Here is a 16,322-nt window from a genome sequence, read left to right as displayed (position 1 = left end):
CGGGGCAGGTCGTCACGGGTTGTCGCGGTGCACTCAGTCAGCGGGCAACGGCAGCGCGGTCGGCGAAGGAGGAGAGCTCGAAGCTCGGGTACCCCTCCTCGACCTCCTTGGCCAGGATTCGCCGGTAGAGCGGTGCACCGCCGAGGTAGACCATGACGCGGGGCTTGGCGTCCCGGTCCAGGTTGATGTTGTGTCCGTTGAACCAGGATTGCGTCTGCGACAGCAGCAGGCGTGCGTTCACCTCGCGCACGTGCTCCAGCCACTCCAACTCGGCTTCACGGCGACCCTCGAAGCGGTCGATGCCGTGGTCCTCGATGTGGCGGGCGGTCTCGGTCATCCAGTTGACGACGTCCTCGATGCCGCGCGGGAAGTTCGCCGTCGCCGACCCGGACTGCGGGCCGACCAGGATGAACATGTTGGGGAACTGCGAGACCTGTACGCCCAGGCATGTCTGGGGGCCGTCGGCCCACTTGTCCTTGAGACGGACGCCGTCGACGCCCTGGATGTCGATGCGGTCGAACGGTCCGGTGACCGCGTCGAAGCCGGTCGCATAGACGATCACGTCGAGCTCCACGTCGCGCGTCCCGCCGTCGGCGAGCGCGAGGCGTACGCCGGTGGGCGTCACCCGCTCGATGGGATTGGCCATGATGTCCACGAGTTCGACGTTGTCCCGGTTGAAGGCCTCGTAGAAGCCGGATTCACCGGCGACCCGCTTGGTCCCGAACCCGTGGTCCTTGGGGATCAGCATCTCGGCGACCTCGGGGTCGTCGACGCGCTCGCGGATCTTGTCCGCAACGAACTCGGAGAGCTCGCGGTTGGGCTCGGCCTCCATGATGCAGTCGCGGTAGTTGCCCATGTAGAGGCCCGCGCCCTGCCCGTTGTAGAGCTCCTCCCACCGGCGCAGCCGTTCCTCGCGAGTCACGTCGGTCGAGAGGGTCCGGTCGGGACGGTGGATGAAGCCGGCGGGCGTCTCCCGGCACCACGCGAAGATCTCGTCGTAGGACGACCGCAGCTCGGCCATCTCCTCCGGCCCGATGGGGGCGTTGCCCAGCGGTGCGCACCAGTTGGCGTCACGCTGCAGCACCACGAGCGACTCCACCTGGTCGGCGACGTCGGTGATCACCTGGACGCCGCTGGCGCCGGTGCCGATCACGCCGACCCGCTTGCCGGTGACGTCGTACCCCTCGGGCCAGTCGAAAGTGTGGGTCTCGAGGCCCTCGAACGTGCCGCGCCCCTCCAACCTGGGGTAGGTCGGCACTGACAGCAGGCCCATCGCGCAGAGCACGAAACGGGCGCGAATCGTCGTAGCGTCATCGAAGCGGAGCAGCCAGCGCCGGTCCTCCTCCTGCCACTGTGCGGAGACGACGCGCTTCTCGAAGCTGATGTGGCGTCGGAGATCGAACTTCTCAGCGACGTACTCGAGGTAGGACAGCGTCTCGGGCTGGGGGGAGAACTTCTCCTTCCAGTCCCACTCCTGCAGCAGCTCCTCGGAGAAGGAGTACTGGTAGGTGTAGGACTCCGAGTCGAACCGGCATCCTGGGTAGCGGTTGTTGTACCAGGTCCCCCCTAGGCCCGCATTCGCGTCGACGACCCGGACGTCGGCACCGATCTCGAGCAGTTGGTGCAGCTGGTAGAGCCCGCACACCCCCGCGCCGATGATCAGGTAGTCGACCGTCGTGGTCGTCCCTGCCTCGTTCGCTGACCTTGTCACCTTGCCACCTCTATCAATCAAGCGCTTGCTGCACTTTACTGTAGTGCATGTCCGGGCCCGAGTCCACGCGATCTGGCTACAGGCCGACGATCTCGGCGTAGCGGCGCATGTCCCGCTCGTAGTGCTCGTCACCGATGCGGGGGGAGACCACGACCTCGTCGATGCCGAGTCGGAAAGCCTCCTCGATGTAGGCGCGGTCGTCCTCCCAGTCCCGCTCCGTCTTGCCCTTGCTGCGCCGGCCGACCTTCAGCGAGAGCTCGGACATGTCCCGACCCGCCGCCGACATCGCCTCGCTGAGCTGGTCGATGAACACCGTGATGTCCTCGTGGGTGCGGCTGTAGCCGGCCCACCCGTCGCCGTACTTCACGATGCGCCGCAGCGAGGACGGGGAGTTGCCGCCGACGATGATCGGCAGGCGCTCCTGCGCGGGTTTCGGGAAGCAGTACAGCGGCGGGAAGTCCACGAACTCCCCCCGGTACTCACTGAGTTCCTCGGCAGACCAGAGCTCGCGCATCGCGGCCAAGTAGTCGTTCATGCGCGCGCCGCGCCGCTCGAACGGGACGTCCAGGGCGTCGTACTCCTCCTCGGCCCAGCCGACACCGACACCGAAGTCGAACCGACCGCCACTGAGTTGGTCGACGCTCGCGACCTGCCGCGCGGTCACGATCGGATTGCGTTGCGGGACGACGAAGACGTACGTCCCCACGCGCAGGGTGGTCGTCGCCGCCGCGATCGCCCCGGCCACCACCAGCGGATCGTGGACCCCCAACAGGCGGTTGACCTCCTGGGCACCGCCGGACTCGTAAGGGTACTCAGAGTTGTACTCCGGGAAGAACACGACGTGCTCGGGCAGCCACACGGAGTTGAACCCGAGCTCCTCGATGAGTTGGGCCGCGTCCATGGACCACCGACCCGAGCGCGGACCGGTCCCGGGGAAGAGTTCGCTGATGCCGATCTTGGTCATGCACGCCGTCCTTCGGTCGCGGCGACGCCATCGGGCGCCACCTGGTCCTTGATCACGTGTTTCATCACCTTCATGCTCGCGTTGCGCGGCAGTTCGTCGACGAAGAAGACGTGGACCGGCTTCTTGTAGCCGGCGAGGTGGGAGCGGGCGAAGTCCCGCACCGCGTCCTCGTCGATCCCCGCCCCGGGAATCCGTACGACGGCCGCCGACACGGCCTCTCCCCAACGCTCGTCCGGCAGCCCGAACACCGCGGCGTCGGTCACCTCCTCCATCAGCAGCAGCACGCGCTCGACCTCGGCGGGATAGACGTTGGCGCCCCCGCTGATGATCAGGTCCTGGGCGCGTCCGGTCAGGTAGAAGTAGCCGTGCTCGTCGCGGTAGCCCAGGTCGCCGGTGTAGTACTCGCCGTTCCGGAACACCGCGGCGGTCTTCTCCGGTTGGTTGTGGTAGCCGGAGAACATCGTGTCCGCCTCGATCACCAGCTCACCCACCTCGCCGTCGGGCAGGGAGCGCCCGTCGGCGTCCACGACACGGACCGACGAGGTCGGCAACGGCCGGCCGACGGAGGCGAAGATGTCGCGGGCACCACCGTGACCACTCCAGTCGCCGCGGTTGGTGATGGTGATGGGACCGACCACCTCGGTCATGCCCCAGGTCTCGACGAGCCGGTCGCCGATGGTGGCGACCAACCGCTCCGCGAGTTCCGGCGGCAGCGGTCCACCCGAGTGCAGGACGCCCTGCAGCGTCTCCAGCGCCTCGGGGTGCGACTCGAGCGCTCCGAGGAGACCGGGGATCAACGGCGTCAGGCCCAGGGTGAACGTCGCCCGGTGCTCGACCATGTGCCGACCCCACTCCTCCGGCGTCGCGCCGGGGATGAACGCAACCGTCCCACCGGTGTAGAAGTGCGGGAAGATCACGCCCCACAGCGCCGAGACGAACGACCAACCGCCGGGGAACGCGGCGTGGCCCTGGAGCGGGAAGCGGTAGGCGTAGGGCACGAGCTTGACGCAGTTGACCACGGCTCGGTTGCTGACCAGGACGCCCTTGGGGAAGCCGGTCGTGCCGCTGGTGTAACCGACCAGGGCGATGTCGTCGAGCGTCCGGTCGATGGACAGCGGTGTCGCCTCGGCCGCCACGAGCGCGTCGGCGTAGGCCTCGGCGCCACTCGGCGGCGCCGAGTCGATCGCCAACCACGCGACGAGACCGGGCACGCTCGTCGCGTCGGCGACCATCGCGCTCACGCCGTCGGTGTGCACGATCGCGGTCGCGCCCGAGTCGGTGACCACGTGGTCGACCTCAGGGGCGGTGAGTCGATCGTTGACGTGGACCGCGACGTAGCCGCCCATGGCGAGACCGACGTAGACCTCCAGCGACTCGACCCGGTTGCCCAGCATCGCGGCGACGGCACTGCCGGGAGCGACCCCGCGCTCACGCAGGGCGTGGGCAAGTCGCCAACCGTTCCCGATCACCTCGGCGAAGGTTCGTTGCTCACCACAGGAGGTGACCGCCACGTTGTCGGCGAACCGGTCCCCGGCCTTGCGGAAGAGTTCTCCCAGCGTCTCTTCGGTCATGCGTGCTCCTTCAGGTCGTAGAGCCGAACTGCGTTGCCACCGAGGAAGAGGCCTAGTTCCTCCTCGGCCAGGACGGGGCGGTCCCCGTCATGGGGTGCGGCCAGGTCCCGCACCATCGAGATCCATCGCTCCAGCTCGACGCCGTCGGGGTCCTCCCGCGGACCGCGGATGATGTCGGAACCGAAGATCAGCCGGTGAGCCCCCACCTGCTCACGCATGCGGCGTACCCGGCGCCGAAACTCGGGGTAGTCCGCCCGGGCGCAGCGCTGCCACAGCGACAGCTCCAGATAGGCGTGCTGCCACCCGGTCGCGCAGTCCAGTGCCTCGGCCCACCAGGCCTCGAGTCCGGCGTGACCGAACACGACGCGCAGGCGGGGGTGACGCGCGAGGAGCGCTCCCAGCTCGGCGGGCCGGCACCGGATCACCTGCAGCGGGTCGCCCCCGAGCGGGCTGGTGTGGATCACGACCGGAAGTGCGCGGGCCTCGAGCTCGTCGAACAGCCAGCGGTACGCCGGATCACACAGGTCCCACCCGGCCGCGGGATAGAGCTTGAACCCGCGGCAGTGCGGATGGGCCAGCGCATCGTCGAAGAGCTCGCGCGCGTCCGGATGGCGCGGGTCCAGGCCGGCGCAGAAGTAGAGCCGGCCCTCGCGGTCGCCGGCAAGGCCCTCGTAGCGGGCGTTGAGGTCACCGATGGCCAGGTGCTCCCCCGCGGGGGCGCCGACGATCGTCCAGTCGACGACGGGCACCAGCCCCGCCGCGACGCCGAGCCGGTCGAACGCCGCGATCGTCAGCGTTGCTTCGGGATCGCTCTGACCCACCGCGACGTGCCCCATCAGGCTCTCGGGATCGCGCTCGGGAAGTCGCCGGCCACTCCCCTGCCGAGCCCAGGCACGACGGATGCCCTCCGGTAGCCACGTGGCGTCCCACACGTGCATGTGGGCGTCGATGACGACGTCGGACACCTCAGTTCCTCCCGAGGACGTGGACCGTCGAGGCCGCCGTGAGCCAGTCGACGACCCCGCCGCCGATCTGCACCACCGCACGTCGCGGGTCATCGAGCTGGAGCACGCCGGCCTCGCCGCGCAGCTGCGCCACGGCGTCGTGCACCTGCGCGAGCCCGCTGGCACCGAGCGGATGCCCACGTCCGACCAGGCCGCCGGTGCAGTTGACCGGGAAGGCACCCGTGGCCTCGGTGACCCCGTCGGCGATCCAGCGTGGTTCCTCGCCCGGCTCGCACAGCCCGACGTCGGTCCAGGCCATGAGCTCATAGGCAACCGAGGCGTCGTGGACCTCCGCGAAGTCCATGTCGCCGGGGCCCAGGCCCGCCTGCTCGAACGCCGCGCGAGCCGAGGCCTGGACCGCGTTCGGAGCGTCCGGCCGATCCCGGGGCGGGCGGGTCGCCAACTGCGAGGCATGGATGCTCACCGACCGCGACGCGGCCACGACCTCCGGGCGCCGCGTCACGACGACGGCGGCAGCCCCGTCGCTGATCGGTGAGCTCATCAAGGCGGTCAAGGGCTCCACCACCGTCCGAGCGGCCAGCACCTCCTCGGGTGTCGCGCCGAACTGGCGGTGGGCGAACCGGTTGTGGCGCGCGCTCTGCAGCGACCGCGAAGCCACGGCGGCGAGGTCCTCCAGGGTCACGCCTCGCTCCTCGAACAGGGCGCTGGCGAGCTTGGCCTGTCGGTCCACGAACGGCGTACGGTCCTGACCGGCCCCGTCGCCCGTGGCGAACGCCGCCTCGACGTCGGCACCGGCGGCGTACGCACTGAACATGCGCTGCCGGTCGGGATGGTTGATCTTCTCCACGCCCAGGGCGAGGACGGTGTCGTACAGCCCCGACGCCACGGCCATCCAGGCCAGGTGGAGCGCGTTGCCCCCGGAGGCACACGCGTTCTCCACGTTGTGGATCGGGATGCCGGCCAGTCCCATCGGGTAGCCGACGACCTCCCCGCGGATGCACTCCTGGCCGGTGATCAGGCCGGCGAGGGCGTTGGAGAAGAACATCGCCTGCACGTCCGGTACGCCGATGCCAGCGTCGGCGATGGCCGCGTCGACCGCCACGCGCCCCAGGTCCTTCATCGAGGTGTCGAGCTGCTTGCCGAACGGGCTCATGCCGACCCCGCTGATCACCACGTTCTCTGCCACGGCTCCTCCTTCGCTAGGCCGGCACGACCGGCGGCGCCGGCCACGCGGCACTGACACCGCCGTCCACCAGCAGGCTCTGACCGGTCACATAGCCGGCGTCGTCACTGGCGAGGAAGGCGACCGCTGCCGCCACCTCCTCGGGCGTTCCCTCGCGTCCCATCGGTGCCACGGCGCCACGAGCGGCGCCGGCCTCGCCGAACTCGCGGCGTACGAGGGCGGAGTCGATGTTGCCCAGCACCGCCGCGTTGGCCCGGATGCCGCGACTGCCATAGCGCACCGCGACGTGGCGCATCACGGCCAGTTGGGCCGCCTTGGTCGCCTCGTAGGACAGTGAACGGCGGCTGCTCCACATCCCCGCAGTCGACCCGACGAAGACGAAAGCGCCGCGGCCACGGTCGAGCATGCCCGCCAACGCGGCCTGCGCGGTGAGCCAGTGGGAACGCACGTTGACCGAGCCGGCGAGGTCCCACTCGGCGACGGACTGCACCTTCAACGGCTCGCGCCCCGAGACGCCGACGTTGCACACGACGACGTCGAGACCGTCACCCAAGCCCTCGGCCGCCCGCACCGCGGCAGCACAGTCATCGGGGTCGGCGGCGTCCACGCGCACTGCGAGACCGGGGGTCGCCAAGTGAGCGACTGTCTGCTCGGCACGCTCGAGATCCAGGTCACCGACCACGACACGGGCACCCTCCGCGGCCAGTCGCAGCGCGATGGCGCGCCCGTTGCCCATCGGCAGGTCCTCGCCCGGCCGAGCGGGCCCGTCGCTGCCGCCACCGAGGACGTAGGCGACTCGGCCGTCGAAGCGCCCCATGTCAGTAGCTCCGGGGCAGGCCGAGGACCTGCTGGGCGATGAAGTTCAGCGACATCTCCTGGCTGACCGGAGCGAGACGCATGATGCGGGCCTCACGCCAGTAGCGCTCGACGTGGTACTCCTGCGCGTAGCCTACCCCGCCGTGGGTCTGCACCGCCCGGTCGGCGGCCTGGTAGCCGGCGTCCGCGGCGAGGTACTTCGCCGTGTTCGCCTCCGCCCCACAGGAGAGGCCGTCGTCGTAGCGTCGCCCGGCGATCAGGGTCATCTCCCACGCCGCCTCGAGACGCGCATAGGAGTCCGCGAGCGGGTGGCTGAGCGCCTGGTTGCTGCCGATCGGCCGGTCGAACACCCGTCGTACGCTGGCGTAGTCGACCGCGCGGCGCAGGGCGGCCTGACCGATGCCGACGGCCTCGGCGGCAATGAGCACCCGCTCGGGATTGAGCCCGGCGAGGATGTGCTGGAACCCCTTGCCCTCCTCGCCGACCAGACGCCAGCCCGCCACGGGCAGGTCGTCGTAGAAGGTCTCGCAGGTGGCCACCGCGTTGCGCCCGGCCTTGGGGATCGGACGGATGTCGACGTGGTCGGGGTCCAGGTCGATGAGGAACAAGCTGAGGCCCTCGAAGCGTCGTTTCGGGTCATCCGGGGCGGGCGAGGTCCGCGCGAGCATCAGCGCCACCGAGGACTCCAGCGCCTTGCTGGTCCAGATCTTCTGCCCACTGATCCGCCAGTCGTCGCCGTCGCGGACCGCCTTGGTCGTGATCCGTGAGGTGTCGGTGCCGGCGTCGGGCTCGGTCACCGCGAACGCGACGTGGAGGTCACCGCTCGCCGCTCGTGGGAGGAACTCCTGCTTGAGGCGGTCGTTGCCGTACTTCATCACCGGCTGGAGACCGAACACGTTCATGTGCAGCGCCGTGCACCCGTTCATGGCCGCGCCCGACGCCGCCACCTCACGCAGCAGGATCGCCGCCTCGGTCACCCCACGGCCACCGCCGCCGTACTCCTCGGGCACCGCGATGCCCACCCACCCGTCGGTGGCCATCGCGTCGAAGAACTCCCACGGGAACCGGTGCTCGCGGTCGCAGGCGAGCCAGTAGTCGTCGTCGAACTCCTTGAGCCGGGATCGGATCGCGGTCGCGATCAGCTCGTGGTCGGGGTCGCGCAGCTCAGCCATGCGGTGCCTCCAGGCGGTCGTGACAGTCGGGGGTGTTCGGGGTGGCGGGCGCCGACTCAGTCCTGCAGCAGCTCGGTGAGCAGCTCGAGCTCCTGGCGGAAGTCGGTCATCACCGTGGCCTTCGCCGGGTTGTTGAGGTCGTCCCATGCCTCGCGGATGCTCTCCGGGGTCAGGTCGCGGGAGAAGTGACCGGGCGTCTGTGCGACGAGGACCCGCGCCACCCGGCCGCCGCCGACGTTGTAGACCTCGCCGGTGACGTCGCACTCGGCCGCGCTGAGCCACACCACCAGCGGCGAGACGAGCGAGGGATCGAGGCTGTCGGCGAGGTCGCCGAGGAGGTTCTCCGTCATGCGGGTGCGTGCGCCCGGCTCGATGGCGTTCGCGGTGATGCCGAACCGCTCGCCCTCGATGGCCAACGTCTTGGTGAGACCGATGATGCCGGCCTTGGCAGCGGCGTAGTTGGCCTGGCCGAAGTTGCCGAAGAGGCCCGCGGCCGAGGTCGTGTTGATGATGCGCCCGGCGCCCTGTTCGATCATCACCGGCCACGCGGCCTTTGACATCCACAAGGTGCCGCCGACGTGCACCTTCAGCACCGAGTCGACCTCGTCGGCCGACATCTTGGCGAAGGAGCGGTCACGCAGGATGCCGGCATTGTTGACCACGACGTCGAGGCGGCCGAAGGTCGAGGTCGCCAGCTCGACGACCTGGGCGGCACCGTCCGGCGTACTGATGTCGGTGCCGTCGGCCACGGCGGTCCCGCCGGCCGCGCGCACTGCGGCCACGACCTCCTGGGCCGGCGAGTCCTGCGACGCAGCATCGACGTCGTTGACGACCACGTGGGCACCGCGCGCGGCCAGCAGCTCCACGTGGGCCCGACCGAGCCCTCGGCCGGCACCGGTGACGACGGCCACGCGACCGTCGAGGCTGATCTCCTTCATGCGTTCTCCTCAGTACGACGTGCCGGCCGGAGCCGGCGATTGGTTGGCTTCACCCGAAGAGGGCAGCCATGACCTCGGTGCTCTCCCGCACCTCATCGGGTTCGCCGGAAGCGATGATGCGTCCGCGCTGCATCACGTGGACCCGATCGCTGACCGCGAGGGCCAGCTCGGCGTTCTGCTCGACGAGCAGGATGGTGGCGCCGGTGGAATGCAGGGTGGCGATGGTCTCGAACATGACGTCGACGATCGAGGGCGCGAGGCCCATCGACGGCTCGTCGAGCAGCAACACGTCCGGGCGGGTCATCAGCGCCCGACCGAAGGCGAGCATCTGTTGCTCGCCACCGCTCATCGACGCGGCCAGCTGGTCACGTCGCTCGGCGAGCCGGGGGAAGAGCTCGAAGACCTGGTCGCGTTGCTCCCGGAGCTCACGCTTGCCGGTGCGCCCGCTGTAGGCAGCGAGGTCCAGGTTCTCGGTGACGCTCAGCGGTGGCGCGATGCGCCTCCCCTCGGCGACCAGTGCGACACCGGCCCGCACCACCTTGTGGCAGTTCCATCCGGTGATGTCGCGACCACCGACCGTGACCGATCCCGAGGCGGGACGGTGCAGGCCGGCGATGCTGTTCAGCGTCGTGGTCTTGCCGGCCCCGTTGGACCCGATCAGTGCGACCAGCGATCCCGGGGACACGTCGATGTCGACGTCACGAACCGCCTGGACCGCGCCGTGCGCGGCGCAGAGTCGCGATACGTGCAGCATCGGAGCGCTTTCCAAAGTAGGCCTCCTTCACGTCGTCTTGCTCGAGGCACCAGGTCGGCGCTCCCTGTGCGAGCACGGCCCCGGAGTTCATGACCGAGACGGACTCACAGAACTCCTCGACCAGCCGCATGTTGTGCTCGATGAGGATCAACGTCAGGCCGGCGTCGCGCAGCTCCACCAGCAACCGGCCGACGGCTGCCGACTCAGCGTCGTTCATGCCCGCCGTCGGTTCGTCCAGCAGGAGCACGCGTGGCCCGGTGGCCAGGGCGCGGGCGATCTCGACCCGGCGCTGGTCGCCGTAGGACAACGTCTCGGCGAGCGTGTCGTAGCCGCTGGTGAGTCCGACCTGGGCCAGCAGTTCGCGGGCGCGTTCGCGGACCTCCCGGCGCTCCCGGCGCTCACTGGGGCTGAGGAAGATCGCCCCCGCGATCGTCGAGCGACGCTGCAGGTAGGCGCCGGCCACCACCGTCTCGAGCATCGTCAGGCCCGGGAAGAGACGGATGTTCTGATAGGTGCGGGCGACCCCGCGGCGCGCGATGGCGTGCGGCGTCTCACCGGTGATCTCGTCGTCGAACACCCGGATGGACCCGCGGTCGGGGGTGATGAAGCCGCTGACCATGTTGAGCACGGTGGTCTTGCCGGCCCCGTTGGGACCGAGGATCCCGTGGATGCGCTGCGTCGGCACGGCGATCGAGACGTCCGACACCGCTGCCAGGCCACCGAAGGTCTTGGTGAGGTCGGTGATCCCCACCGCGGTCTGCGGGTCGGCCGCCGACACCGCGCGTGCCCCCTGCTGGGTGGGCGAGTTGCTCATCGGGCTCCCTCCGTTGCTGCGACCCGGTCGTCGCCCTCGGTGCTTCGCACCGTGGTGTCACCGTCGTCGCGCAACCGGGCCCGCAGGAGCCTGAATCGACGCATGTCGACCAGGCCACGGGGCATGTAGATGATGATCAGGATGAGGACGACGCCGGTCACGACGCGCTCGTAGCCACCCGTGACGTCACGCAACAGCTCGGGGAGGATCGTGAAGGCGATCGCTCCCACGACCGGTCCGGCCCAGTGGAAGGCACCACCGAGCACGACGGCGGCCAGGGTCACGAAGGCCAAGTGGGTGTAGAAGGTGTCGGGCCCGATGTATTGCAGGAAACTGGCTTGCATCACTCCCGCGGCCCCACCGAGCGCACCGGAGAGTACGAAGCCGATGAGCTGGATCTGCCTGGGCGAGATCCCGAGCGTCTGGGCCACGGCCGCGTCCTCGCGGACCGCGTCGGCCGCGAGGCCGAACCGGGACTTGGCGAGACGCGAGAGCACGTAGCCCGCAACGAGGAGCGTTCCGATCAGCCACAACCAGGTCCCGAGGTCACCGGGGACCAACTGCCCCGCAGCGCCTCCGGTGTAGTCGGTGAGGTTGAGGACCAGCACGCGACCGATGAGAACCATCGCGATCGTCGCCATCGCGAGGTAGTGGCTGTCCAGCCGGATCACGAATCCGGCGGTCACCGCTCCCATCAACGCGCCGACCACTGTGCCGAGCAGCAGTCCGACCACGGGAGAGAGGCCGAACGCGGCGGCCAGGTACCCGAAGGTGAAGGCACCCGCAGCGCCGAAGAAGATCGGGGCGAGGCTGAGGGCACCAGTCCAGAGGCTGGCGTAGATGCTCAGCGCGAACAGCGCGTTGACGCCGGCGAACTGGAGTGTGGTGATCCAAGCAGTGGTACTCACGGTTGTCCTCTCAGGTGGTCCTCAGGCCCGGACGAGCTGGCGTTCACCGAACAGGCCCTGGGGTCGCACGACGAGCACGAGCAGGAGCACGCCGAAGGTGATCGCGTCGCGGAACCCCGAGGAGATGTACTGCGAGCTGAGCACCTCCAGCACTCCGATGGCGACGCCGACTGCCGCCGCCCCCCGGATGTCCCCGTAGCCACCCACCACCACGGCGGCGAAGCCCTTCAGCAGGAGTGCCTCGCCGAGGCCGAAGGAGACGTTGTTGTCCGACAGCGCAGCGAGGACGCCGGCCAGGCCAGCAATCGCGGCGGCCAGGAAGGCGACCACGATGAGCGTCCGCCGGGCATCGACGCCGACGATGGACGCCGAGCGCGGATCCACCGACACCGCACGGACGGCGGCGCCGAACCGCGAGCGGTTGAGCAGGAGGTGGACGCCGGTCACGACGACGAGCAGCGCCACGATGCTGAACAGGTGGGCCGGCAGCACCAGCAGTCCGCCGATCTCCAATGGCGTCGCGGGCACCGCATCGACCGGGTAGCTCTGGGTGGTGGGGCCCAACACGCTCTCGGCGACGTTGAGCAGGATGATCCAGACCCCGATGCTGGCAATGATCGGAGCGAACGTCCCCGCCTCGCGACGGCGCAGTGGCGCGAAGGCGAACGTGTCGGCGAGCACGCCGAGCAATCCGGCGCACACGATCCCGACGGCCGCGGCCATCCAGAAGTTGGCGCCCTGTTCGGTGACGAGCCAGTAGGACGAGATCGCGCCCCACGTGGCGAAGGTGCCGTGAGCGACGTTCAGGATGCCCATTCGGGCCAGGATCAGCGCGAACCCGATCGCGAACAGGGCGTACACGGACCCCAGCGCGATGCCATTGGCCAGCTGTTGGGCGAGAAGCTGCACCGGGGACTCTCCTCCGTGTCGGTGGTCGGCACTTTGGTCAAGCGCTCGATTGACATGAAGTAACTCACGTCACGCCGCTGCTGTCAATACTGAATCAAGCACTTGCTTCATATGGTTCGTGGCGCTAGCGTCGCCGCCACGACCGGCAGTCCCGGGCGATCCACGCCTGCGGCCGGGCGGGAGGAGTGGTGCGACATGAGGCTGCCGCCGTCAACGAGCGCGGCCACCGCCGTGCGGTCGATTCCGCCGCACAGCTCCGCCGTGGCCTCCCCCGGCTGCGGCACCCCCGAGACGCTGCTCACCGCGCTCGGCGAGGCCGCCGAAGAGCTGGACGGGGTGCGACTCTTCTCGGGACTGCAACTCGGTTCCTACCCGTTCCTGCCCGCCTCCCTCGCCGGCCACCTGCCCTACCGCACGTGGCACCCCTACGGTCCCGCCCGCGCTGCACTCACGCCGGGCGCGGTCGACTACGTGCCCGCCCGCGCCTCGGCCGTTCCCGAGCTGCTCGACCAGTGGCAGACGTCGGTGGCACTGGTCCGGGTCTCACCGCCCGACAGCGACGGCTGGTGCAGCCTCGGGCCGTCCGCGAGCTACGTACGACGCGCCGTCGACCGAGCGGGACTCGTGCTCGCGGAGGTGGACCCTGCCGTCCCCCGCACCACGGGTGACACCGCGGTCCACGTCAGCGCGATCGACCACTTGGTCGAGGCCGACACCCCGATGTGCACCTTCCCCGCTGCTCGCCGCGACGCCACGAGCGACCGAGTCGCCACGCACGTGCTGGACCTGCTCCCCGAGGGCTGCACGCTGCAGCTGGGGATCGGAGCCGTCCCGGAGGCGCTCACCGCCTTCCTCGCCGAGAGCGACCTCCGCGACGTCCGCTTCGTCGGGATGGCGAACGACGCGATGGTGCCGCTCTTCGCCGCGGGGATCACTCCGTCGACCGGGGACCCGCGACCCGGGGTACTCGCGGCCGAGCTGATGGGCACCGCAACACTGATGGACTTCGCCGACGCCAATCCCGCGGTCGTGCTGCGGTCCAGTGACCGGTCCCACGCGCCCCGAGCACTGGCGCAGGTCCCCCGACTCGTCGCCATCAACTCCGCGATCGAGGTGGACCTCGCCGGACAGGTAAACGCCGAACTCGTCGGTCGGCGACAGGTGTCGGGCATCGGCGGGAGCGCCGACTTCGTGGAGGCGGCGTTCGGGTCGCACGGCGGCCTGTCCGTGGTCGCCCTGACCTCGACGACACCGGACGGACGCCACAGCCGCCTGGTCCCCCACCTCACCAGCGACGTGGTCTCACTGCCGCGGCACACCCCCGACGCCGTCGTCACCGAGTACGGCGTGGCCTGGCTCCGCGGCAGGACTGTCGCGGAGCGGGCCCGGGCGCTGGCCGACGTCGCCCATCCCAACCACCGGACCGCGCTGCTCACTGCGTCGGCCGACCAACCACAGGAGCATGGATGACCATCCACACCCAGCGCGGGCGCTACTACGACGAGATGACCACCGGGGACGTGTTTCGGCACGAGCCCGGACGGACCATCACCGAGGCCGACAACGTGCAGTTCTGCACCATGACGATGAACTCCCAGAGTCTCCACCTGGACGCGGTGAAGTCAGCGGAGTCGGAGTTCGGCCAGCGGCTCGTCAACAGCCTGCTCACGATGAGCATCGCCTGCAGCATCGGGGTGCCGGACCTGACGCAGAAGACCACGATCGCCAACCTTGGTTTCGGGGAGATCAGCTTCCCGGCACCGGTCTTCATCGGCGACACGCTCTACTGCGAGACCGAGATCGGTCCCAAGCGGCCCTCGTCGAGTCGTCCCCGCCAGGGCATCGTCACCCTCGAACACCGTGCGCTCAACCAGCACGGCGTGCTGGTCTGCAAGGCGGTGCGCACTGCCTTGGTGCACTTCGCCCCCGAGGACGACGCCACCACCTGACCCGCGGCACCCCCGTACTGAGGACGCGGGGTGCGGCCGGTCCCCGGTCGCACCCCGCGTGTTCGGTGTCCGGCAGGACACACCGCACCGATCAGTGGAGCGTTGCCGCCGTACCGAGCACCAACGTCCCCGAGGCCATGAACATGCCGCCGACGCCGGTCACGACGCTGACGTCCACGCCCTCGACCTGGGCAGGCGCGGAGCCACGCACCTGCCTCACGGACTCCTGGATGGCGAACATGCCGTACATGCCGGTGTGGGTGTAGGCGAGTCCGCCGCCGTTCGTGTTCAGCGGGAGCGAGCCGCCGGGTCGCGTGTTCCCGTCGGCCACGAAGGCCGCGGCTTCCCCCCGGCCGACGAAGCCGAGATCCTCGAGGCCGTAGAGCGGGACGTGGGCGAACGCGTCATAGATCATCAGGTGGTCGACCTCGGTGTGGTCCACCTCGGCCTGGCGCATCGCAGCGGCCCCGCCGCGCGCGATGGCTCGCGACGACGTGAGACTCTCCAGTCCCGAGACGACCGAGGACTCGCTCGACTCTCCGGCCCCGAGGACGTGGACGGCGCGGTCGCCGACCAAATCGCGCGCCCGCTCGGCGGAGGTCAGCACCAGCGCGCCGCCCCCGTCGGTGACCAAGCAGCAGTGCAGCAGGTGGACGGGATCGGCAATGACGGGTGAGGCCAGCACGTCCTCGACCGTGATCGGCTCACGCAGCTTGGCCCGTGGGTTGTGGGCCGCCCACTCGCGCTGCACCACCGGCACCGCCGCGAACTGCTCCTCGGTCATCCCGTACTCGGCCATGTAGCGACGTACGCCGATCGGGAACAGGGACGGGGCACCCATCGGTCCGTGCGGCACCTCCAGCTGACCCATCATCGCCTGCGGGGCGGGCGCCCAGGGCTGCATGCCCACGCGGCTCCGGCCCGACTCGCCGTGGGTGACGAGGACGGTCTCGCACAGGCCCGTGGCGATCGCCGCCATCGCGTGCCGCACGTGCAGCATGTAGGAACAGCCGCCGACATTGGTGCCGTCGAGGTAGTCGGGCACGATCCCGAGGTAGTCGGCGACGTCGTTGGGCAACTCACCGGCCGAAGCAACACCGTCCACGTCCGCAGGTGTCAGCCCGGCGTCGGCCAGCGCATTCAGGGCGGCATCGGCGTGGAGCTCGAGGGCCGACTTGTCCGGGACCTTGCCCAGGTCAGTGCTCTCGGCCGCGCCGGCGATGGCAATGCGTCCGCGCAGGCTCATGCGGCGTCCTCCTCGACGACGAACTCGACCACGCGACGCTCCCCGCGTTCGGCGAACGCGACGCGCACGGGTTGGTCGACGGCCACGGTTGTGGGGTCGTCGGTGCGCACGGTCGCCATCAGCAACGGGCCTTCGGCCAGTGCCACCAGCGCAAGCACGTACGGCGTGTCCTCGGCGAACTCGCCCGGTCCGCGGTGGTTGACCACGAACGAGGCGATTCGGCCGGTACCCGAGGCCGGGACCAGCTCGACGTCCCGGGAGCTGCAGGCGGGGCAGCACATCCGCGGGTAGAGGAATCGGTGGTCACACGCGCGGCAGCGCGGCACGGTCAACTGCTCGGCGTCGATGTGGTCGAACCACGCCTGGGTGTCCGGCGTGGGCTGGGCAACGGGCTTCACGGGCTCTCCAGTGGCTGGCAGGGT

At 69.8% G+C, this 16,322-nt stretch carries 16 protein-coding genes; 2 read left to right on the top strand and 14 right to left on the bottom strand.

The features are described from left to right. Window positions 1-37: 37 nt before the first annotated feature. The 12 genes from KUV85_RS15060 to KUV85_RS15005 all read right to left on the bottom strand — a co-directional run bounded on the left by KUV85_RS15060 (window position 38) and on the right by KUV85_RS15005 (window position 12,705). Entirely contained in the window at window positions 38-1,711 is a 1,674-nt protein-coding gene (locus KUV85_RS15060) for a flavin-containing monooxygenase (protein ID WP_219960709.1), read from the bottom strand. Between the two features lie 76 nt (window positions 1,712-1,787). Then, a complete protein-coding gene (locus KUV85_RS15055; protein WP_219960708.1) occupies window positions 1,788-2,675 on the bottom strand; it encodes an LLM class F420-dependent oxidoreductase in 888 nt (295 codons plus the stop codon). Further along, window positions 2,672-4,246, bottom strand: a complete 1,575-nt coding sequence (locus KUV85_RS15050) for a class I adenylate-forming enzyme family protein (RefSeq protein WP_219960707.1) — start codon at window positions 4,244-4,246, stop codon at window positions 2,672-2,674. Before KUV85_RS15050 ends, KUV85_RS15055 begins: the two co-directional genes overlap by 4 nt. After that, on the bottom strand, window positions 4,243-5,211 hold the full coding sequence (locus KUV85_RS15045) for an amidohydrolase family protein (protein ID WP_219960706.1): 969 nt from the start codon (window positions 5,209-5,211) through the stop codon (window positions 4,243-4,245). Before KUV85_RS15045 ends, KUV85_RS15050 begins: the two co-directional genes overlap by 4 nt. A gap of 1 nt (window position 5,212) precedes the next feature. Continuing rightward, window positions 5,213-6,397, bottom strand: a complete 1,185-nt coding sequence (locus KUV85_RS15040; protein ID WP_219960705.1) for a thiolase family protein — start codon at window positions 6,395-6,397, stop codon at window positions 5,213-5,215. 13 nt (window positions 6,398-6,410) lie between these two features. Further along, complete coding sequence (locus KUV85_RS15035) at window positions 6,411-7,211, bottom strand: SDR family NAD(P)-dependent oxidoreductase (protein WP_219960704.1); 801 nt, start codon at window positions 7,209-7,211, stop codon at window positions 6,411-6,413. 1 nt (window position 7,212) lies between these two features. Then, window positions 7,213-8,382: an acyl-CoA dehydrogenase family protein gene (locus KUV85_RS15030; protein WP_219960703.1), complete on the bottom strand. Its 1,170-nt coding sequence runs from the start codon at window positions 8,380-8,382 to the stop codon at window positions 7,213-7,215. Window positions 8,383-8,438: 56 nt separating this feature from the next. Beyond that, complete coding sequence (locus KUV85_RS15025; protein ID WP_219960702.1) at window positions 8,439-9,320, bottom strand: SDR family NAD(P)-dependent oxidoreductase; 882 nt, start codon at window positions 9,318-9,320, stop codon at window positions 8,439-8,441. 49 nt (window positions 9,321-9,369) lie between these two features. Further along, window positions 9,370-10,074, bottom strand: a complete 705-nt coding sequence (locus KUV85_RS15020; RefSeq protein ID WP_219960701.1) for an ABC transporter ATP-binding protein — start codon at window positions 10,072-10,074, stop codon at window positions 9,370-9,372. Then, the gene (locus tag KUV85_RS15015; RefSeq protein WP_219960700.1) at window positions 10,019-10,888 is read right to left on the bottom strand and encodes an ABC transporter ATP-binding protein; all 870 of its coding nucleotides are present in this window, start codon (window positions 10,886-10,888) and stop codon (window positions 10,019-10,021) included. Before KUV85_RS15015 ends, KUV85_RS15020 begins: the two co-directional genes overlap by 56 nt. Then, entirely contained in the window at window positions 10,885-11,796 is a 912-nt protein-coding gene (locus KUV85_RS15010; RefSeq protein WP_219960699.1) for a branched-chain amino acid ABC transporter permease, read from the bottom strand. The genes KUV85_RS15015 and KUV85_RS15010 overlap by 4 nt, the downstream gene beginning before the upstream one ends. A gap of 21 nt (window positions 11,797-11,817) precedes the next feature. Further along, a complete protein-coding gene (locus tag KUV85_RS15005) occupies window positions 11,818-12,705 on the bottom strand; it encodes a branched-chain amino acid ABC transporter permease (RefSeq protein WP_219960698.1) in 888 nt (295 codons plus the stop codon). 195 nt (window positions 12,706-12,900) lie between these two features. Here KUV85_RS15005 and KUV85_RS15000 point away from each other — a divergent pair, with 195 nt between their 5' ends. Next, entirely contained in the window at window positions 12,901-14,175 is a 1,275-nt protein-coding gene (locus KUV85_RS15000; RefSeq protein WP_219960697.1) for an acetyl-CoA hydrolase/transferase family protein, read from the top strand. Continuing rightward, the gene (locus KUV85_RS14995; RefSeq protein WP_237690151.1) at window positions 14,172-14,654 is read left to right on the top strand and encodes a MaoC family dehydratase; all 483 of its coding nucleotides are present in this window, start codon (window positions 14,172-14,174) and stop codon (window positions 14,652-14,654) included. The genes KUV85_RS15000 and KUV85_RS14995 overlap by 4 nt, the downstream gene beginning before the upstream one ends. Window positions 14,655-14,745: 91 nt before the next feature. Here the strand turns inward: KUV85_RS14995 and KUV85_RS14990 are convergent, their stop codons facing one another. Both KUV85_RS14990 and KUV85_RS14985 read right to left on the bottom strand, forming a co-directional pair. Continuing rightward, window positions 14,746-15,900: a thiolase C-terminal domain-containing protein gene (locus KUV85_RS14990; protein ID WP_219960696.1), complete on the bottom strand. Its 1,155-nt coding sequence runs from the start codon at window positions 15,898-15,900 to the stop codon at window positions 14,746-14,748. Continuing rightward, window positions 15,897-16,298 (bottom strand): Zn-ribbon domain-containing OB-fold protein, encoded by a 402-nt coding sequence (locus KUV85_RS14985; RefSeq protein WP_219960695.1) that lies wholly within the window; start codon window positions 16,296-16,298, stop codon window positions 15,897-15,899. The genes KUV85_RS14990 and KUV85_RS14985 overlap by 4 nt, the downstream gene beginning before the upstream one ends. Window positions 16,299-16,322: the final 24 nt, after the last annotated feature.

Origin of the sequence: Nocardioides panacisoli, assembly GCF_019448235.1 — a bacterium.
Classification (GTDB): Bacteria; Actinomycetota; Actinomycetes; order Propionibacteriales; family Nocardioidaceae; genus Nocardioides; species Nocardioides panacisoli_A.
This window is presented reverse-complemented; position numbering and strand designations above follow the sequence as displayed.